Annotated in this window: 3 protein-coding genes and 1 pseudogene; all 4 read right to left on the bottom strand. The window is 59.1% G+C overall.

The genetic code is table 11. The features are described 5' to 3' along the window. A pseudogene (locus H5U08_RS08350) lies at nucleotides 1-676 on the bottom strand (glycine dehydrogenase); the annotation flags it as partial. A gap of 267 nt (nucleotides 677-943) precedes the next feature. Further along, nucleotides 944-1,354 (bottom strand): glycine cleavage system protein GcvH, encoded by a 411-nt coding sequence (gene gcvH, locus H5U08_RS08345; protein WP_297032090.1) that lies wholly within the window; start codon nucleotides 1,352-1,354, stop codon nucleotides 944-946. 604 nt (nucleotides 1,355-1,958) lie between these two features. After that, nucleotides 1,959-3,605, bottom strand: coding sequence for an FAD-dependent oxidoreductase (locus H5U08_RS08340; RefSeq protein WP_297032089.1), 1,647 nt, complete (start codon nucleotides 3,603-3,605; stop codon nucleotides 1,959-1,961). Further along, nucleotides 3,602-6,199, bottom strand: a 2,598-nt coding sequence (locus H5U08_RS08335) for an NAD(P)H-dependent oxidoreductase subunit E (protein WP_366494270.1), incomplete at its 5' end; no start/stop codon positions are given. The genes H5U08_RS08340 and H5U08_RS08335, both read right to left, overlap by 4 nt.

The following is a 6,199-nucleotide window of genomic DNA, read 5'->3' as shown; positions in this document are numbered from 1 at the left end:
TGATCTTTCCGGCGGACTCAATACAGCCGAAAAAGTTTGGTTGCTGAAGAATGACGCACGCTGTTTGATCGTTCACCACCTGCCCGAGGGTCTCCGTATCGATGATTCCTCGCGGAGTGGGCAGCACGACAATCTCTGATGAGACGTGGGAAAGATACGTGGTCAAAACCGCCCGATATTCCGGATGAATATTCTGAGGCACGATCACCCGCTTGCGGCCGGTTTGCAGGCTCAGACACATGAGAACGGCCTCAGCAAGGGCGGTGGCCCCATCATAGAGACTGGCGTTCGAAACATCCAAACCCGTCAACTGCGTGATGAGAGTCTGGTACTCGAAGAAAACCTGGAGATTGCCCTGGCTCACCTCCGGCTGGTAAGGGGTGTAGGAAGTGTAAAACTCACTTCGAGAGGCGATGAAATCGACCACAGCGGGAATGAAGTGATCGTAGGCCCCGCCTCCCAAAAAGCACACCTTTTGATGGGTTCCCACATTCCGCCGTGCCAGCTCTTCCATATGTTGACTGAGCTCCACTTCCGAAAGCGCCGGCGGAACTTTCAGCTCACCCTGAAAGCGCACGTCGGACGGCAGATGGGCAAACAGCTCGTCGATGCTCTGCACGCCGATCGCGGCAAGCATCGCCTTTACTTCTTGTTCGGTTTGCGGAAGATAGGCCATGGTTTTTCCCTTAGCGCGTCATCGACGGAGGAGTGCTTCCCGATCGCTTGGTGCCCGCCTCCCATCGCCCTCTGATACCCCTTCCCGGATCGCTCAGTCAGGTAAATCCTGGAAATCTTCTGGATCAATCAGGAAATCCCGCCTCACGATTGATCAAGATCCACAACCAATACAGCAAAAGTTCCCCACACAATCGGACAAGTGTGCGGCAACTTTGTCTCGGAGCCCTGCTCATCGGGCGGGTCGAACCGTGATCAATTTCCCGTTTTACCCGTGCTCTTCTGCCTCCGAGGCGCACTGCGCTTCATAGGCGGCCCGATCCAGGAGCTGGTTCAGTTCATTCGGATCGGCCACCTCCAACCGGGCGATCCAGCCCTGCCCGAATGGGTCCGCGGTCAATTGCTCAAGGTGGGTTGCCAGGTCCGTGTGGACCTCGACCACCGTACCGGTTACCGGGCTGTAAATATCGCTGACTGCCTTAACGGATTCGATCTGTCCGAGCGGTTCACCCGCCTGGACCTGCTTTCCCACGGGGGGCAGTTCAAGAAACACGAGGTCAGACATCGCCTGCACCGCGAAATCGGTGATGCCCACAGTGGCGATCGTCTTTCCTTCGGCATTCTGGGAAATGGCAACCCATTCGTGGGTCTTCGTGTACTTAAGGTCCTGGACGTCCACAGCTTTTCCTCGCAGTTTTTCTGAAAATCACAGGCGTTCCGGTTGATGCCTGCGCGCTGCCTGGCAACCAACCTGGGAGCAGATTTCCCGGATCGGCCTAAATCCTGAAGTGCCATACGAGCCGAACTATCCATTTTATCCCCTGGGACCTTTTGGGGTACCGGGTATTGGGTGATCCATCGCCTGTTCTCCTCCAAATATGGGGACGCCGGCGTCCAGAGAGGCTCGCGTGGCAGCGAGATACAATCCGGAGGGACCTGCTTGTCAGGTCCCGTATTCGGAGGGACGTGCTCGTTAGGTTGGCCTTCGGAGGGACGTGCTTGTCGGGTCCGCTCGTCAACCCTGAATGATCCGCTCCGATTCACCCGCGTTTGAGTACGGGCAATTCATGAATGGCCCCTACCGCGATGGTGACGCCCGTGGACAAGGGACACCGGGCACGACAAGCGTACCCCTCCGACCTTCGGAAAACCCTTCGCGGCAGACCATGCTTCGGAGGGACCTGCTTGTCAGGTCCGCTTGTCAACATTGCGCAGTCCATCGCGCCGGTCGGGAACCCATGCCACAGTGAGTCGATCACGAGGCAGATTGTTGCGGCAGCGACTCAGCCGCGAACATCTCGCACTGTGTTGAGCACCGGAAGATGGAGGGGCGGTTTCCCCTCTCGAAAAGAAAGGGCCCCGGTCGGACAAATGGCGACGACCTGTTCCGCCAGTTCCCCCAGGGCCTCTTCCAACGAGCGATTGAACGGCACCCCGATTCGCACGTCGAAACCGCGGCCAACGAATGTCAGCCCCAGAGGTGCCCGGGCCGCCTCGGTCACCTCGACGCACAGCCCACAGAGAATACATTTGCCGGGTTCGTAAATGATCCCAGAAGGCCGCGCAATGATTTCCAGCTTGGCACGCTCGCCGCGAAACCGATTGGGATCTGCCTGATAGCGGATGGCATACTCGCGCAGACGGCAGTGAGGGAGGGCTCGACAATCGCAGTGCAGACAGCGCCCCGCCTGATGCACGGCCAGATCGTCCTCCCAGCGATCACCAGGTGGCGGCTCGATTCGGGGAATTGGTTCAGCCAGCGTCGCCAGTTGCTCTACTTCTTCTCTTTCCAATCGCCCCATGCGAACAGAAAACATTTCCGGAATACCCTCCACCCGGCCAAGTCGGAGGAACTGATCTATGCATCGGGCAGCCAGTTTTCCATCGGCGCAACTGCGGACCACCAGGCCTCGTCCCCGAATTGCGTTTCCTGCCGCAAAGATGCGATCGAGCGGCGTCTGGAAGGTCTCGCGATTGATGGTAATGCCGCGCTGTGTATGAGGAATACCCAACTGCTCGAGCCGTTCTGGGGTTTGTTCTCCCAGCGCGAGAAGGACCGCGTCGTACTTATCCTGGAGCTCCTTGAGGGTGATGCCGTTTTCCCCAGGCGGCACCAGAGGTGTGCGTGGCCGAAATTCGATCCCAAGCCGAAAGATCACATCAATTTCCGCATCCAGAACAGCCGGCGGAACGGCGGTGCCCCCCGGATCGGGGCGGAAGCGGACGCGACCTCCCGCCTTTTCATTCGCTTCAAACAGCACCACGCGGTGTCCCAGTTGGCGAAGGTAAAAGGCGGCCGATAATCCCGTCGGACCAGCGCCCACCACGGCCACCGTTTTACCGCTGTCCGGTTGACAGGGCGGCAGGTAGGGATCGCCGGACGCAAGATCCCATTCCGCCACGTAACGTTTCAGACTGCACACAGCCACCGGATCGTCCGCTGCATTGCGCCGGCACCCTTTTTCGCAGGGTCGCGGACAGACCCAGCCCAGTGTCGCCGGAAGCGCGATGTCCCGTTTGATCGTGGCGATTGCCTCCCGAAGTTCTTCCCTCTGAATCTGCCGCAGCATGGTGGGGATATCCATGTGGGCGGGACAGGCAAAGTGGCAGGGAGCCAGGCAATCCCCCAGGTGATCGCTCAAGAGGAGCTCCAAAGCCGTGCGCCGGACGTGGGCCACTTCGTCTGTTTCGCTTTCCACGACCATCCCGTCACTCACGGGCGTACCACAGGAGGGCACCATCCGAACCTGCCCGTTCTCGATCACTTTCACCGTGCAAACCAGACATGAGGTCTGGGGCTTGAAACCGTCCAGGAAACATAGCGTGGGAATATCAATCCCCAACTGCCGGGCCGCTTTGAGCACACTGGTTCGCGATGGTACGGTGATACTCCGTCCGTCAATCGTCACACGGCAAAGTACGGAGCTCATAGCGAGGAAGAACTCCCTGTGGTAGCAGCCACTTTATGGGTGGACTGGTCAGTCAAGGGAATACTGCCGGAAACACCCTTGCCTGCAAAATGGGCGATCTCCAAAGGGACGGGGCCTGACGGAGGTGACGTGTGTGTGGACATTTTGGAAGGCCCAACGACTTTGCCTCCCGACTCGATGACCACCGCCCCTTCTGGACAAACGATCCGACAGGTGTCACAGCGGGTGCAAAGCTGATCATCAATGGAGTGTTTTTGGTACGGCCGAACAGGGATGGCATTCACCGGGCAATTTTGGGCGCACAACGTGCAACCGATGCATGCGTCCGTGATCCGGTAGTGAATAAGGGGAGCACATCGACCCGCTGGGCACTCACCCCGGATGTGGGCCTCGTACTCTTCCCGGAAATACCGCAGCGTGGTGAGGACCGGATTCGGTGCGGTCTTACCCAGTCCACAGATACTGCCCGCCTTGACAGTTTGCGATAAATCTTCGAGCGTTCGGAGGTCGTCCGGCTGGGCGCGCCCCTCGCAAATTCGGTCCAGAATGTCGAGCATCCGCCGGGTGCCGATGCGGCATAATGTGCATTTTCCACAGGACTGATCCTGGGTGAAGCGGAGAAAGTACCGGGCAATGTCCACCATGCAATCGCTATCATCAAGGACAATCAATCCTCCCGAGCCCATGATGGCGCCGGTGGCCGTCAGGGCCTCGTAGTCCACGGGGGTGTCGAACAGGGATTCCGGGATACATCCTCCAGACGGGCCACCCACTTGGACGGCTTTGAGCCGTCGGCCGGGTTGGGCGCCACCACCGATTTGCTCCACGATCTCCCGCAGGGTGATGCCCATGGGCACTTCGATGAGACCGCCCCGGCGTACCTTCCCCGCCAGTGCAAAGACTTTCGTGCCCTTGCTCGTTGCGGTCCCGAGCGCGGCAAACCGCGCAGCCCCGTTCCGTATGATCCACGGCACGAGGGCGAAAGTTTCCACGTTATTGACCAGGGTGGGCTGGCCGGCAAACCCGAATTCGGCGGGATAAGGAGGTCGTAATCGAGGCATTCCACGGCGGCCCTCCAGGGAGGCGATCAGGGCTGTTTCCTCCCCGCAAACAAAGGCCCCCGCACCTTCGTAAACGCGAACGTGGAAGGAGTGCTCTGTCCCCAGAATGCGGTCGCCCAGGATGCCCGCCTCTTCACACCGCCGAATGGCTTCCCGAATCCGTTCCACGGCAAGCGGATATTCGGCACGAATGTAGAAAATGCCTTCACTGGCACCCACCGCCCGGGCTGCAATGAGCATCCCCTCAATGACGCGGTAGGGGAACGATTCAAGAATCATCCGATCCATAAAGGCCCCGGGGTCTCCTTCATCACCATTACAGGTAACATATTTTTTCGTTCCCTGGGCCTTTCGCACGAGTTCCCATTTCACTCCCGTGGGAAAGCCCGCCCCTCCACGACCCCGCAGGCCACTCTGTTTCACCTCCTCGATGATCCTCTCCGGAGTCCACTCCTTGAGGGCCTTCTCTGCTGCCGAGAATCCTCCCCGAATTCGGTATTCCTCAAGGTCCAGGGGGTCGATTTCTCCTGCCCATTCTGTGGCAATGCGGATCTGTCGGCCGAGAAACGCTTCTACCGGCGGATCCCGAACATCCAGCGGCTTGGGTGCCAGTTCGTCCTCGTCGATGTCGCCAAGCAGATGATCCAGCCACCGCTGCCAGCCATAGTGCAGCCGGGCGAAGAAATTCTTCGGCCGAAAATGCCGGTGAATGATAGCGGGAACATCTTCGGGTTGCACCCGGGAATACACCCGAGGCTGTCCCTGCTTGGGGATGACTTCCACCAACGGGGTTTGATGACAGATGCCGACGCATCCCACCCGTTTGACCCGCACCGAAACACCTGCCACGGCCGCCAGGCTTTTCACACGTTCGTAGACCTCCCTGCTCCCCTGCGCCTGACAGCAGGATCCCAACCCAACGCGGATTTCTCCCTGGGCCGTACCATCTGTTCCGCCCAACAGCTCGTCCTGGGGGATACCCTCTTTCTGCTGGTGGAGAAAATCAGCCAGAACCTGCGGCACTTTGGTGGGCGTCAGCCGTCCGTAGGTAAGCTGATCAATCTGGATAACGGGGGCCAGAGTGCAACAGCCCAGGCACGCCACTTTTTCAATGGTGAAAAGCCCCTCCGGGTCGGTGTCTTCTCCCTGGGAAATACTCAAATGGCGCTCAAGCGACTCCTGGATGCGGGGGGCCCCTTTCACGTGACAGGCAGTTCCGTGGCAGACGCGAATAATGTGCTGGCCAACAGGACGGAAGCGAAATTGACCGTAAAACGTCGCCACACCGATCAGTTGGGCCGGACGAACCTGTGTCAATTCGCAGACACGTTCCAGGGCCTCCTGGGGCAGATAACGGAAATGGTTCTGAATGGCCTGGAGGATGGGGATCGCGGCTTCTGGTCCCCGTCCGCAGCGTTCCACAATCTCGTCAACAACACGCAGATCAATGGACGACTGCTGGCAGACCGAACCGTGGGCACTCACCGCGGAAGACAGAGACACGTCGTTTGCTTTTTTCATGGACGGCGAATT

Source organism: Thermogutta sp., from assembly GCF_014359955.1.
Lineage (GTDB): Bacteria > Planctomycetota > Planctomycetia > Pirellulales > Thermoguttaceae > Thermogutta.
Note: the sequence above shows the minus strand (reverse complement) of the source record. Positions and strands in the feature narration are given on the sequence as shown.